This window comes from Labrys sp. F242, assembly GCF_057813875.1.
Genome location: NZ_JBVASG010000046.1, coordinates 1 through 291 on the forward strand (window position 1 = coordinate 1; position 291 = coordinate 291).

The 291-nt window shown below is 57.7% G+C and carries 1 pseudogene; it reads left to right on the top strand.

The window, feature by feature from the left end:
* A pseudogene (locus tag ACZYTC_RS34380) lies at window positions 1-291 on the top strand (terminase); the annotation flags it as partial.

Here is a 291-nt window from a genome sequence, read left to right on the forward strand (position 1 = left end):
AGGTGAAGCTGCCCTATGACTATCTGCCTGATGGCATCAAAGCCGCGGTATCGATCGTCAACAGCAATTCCCAGGAACTGCTGCTGAGCAACAATTCGAGAGTGAGGGAGGGCGCATCGCTTCGATCCGGCACGCTGCAATATCTGCATGTGTCCGAGTATGGGAAGCTCTGCGCAAAGGTCCCCGAGAAGGCGAGAGAGGTTCGAACCGGCGCGCTGAACACTGTCCAGGCCGGCCAGCTCGTCTTTATCGAGAGGACGGCAGAAGGGCAGGAGGGGCACTATTACGAGA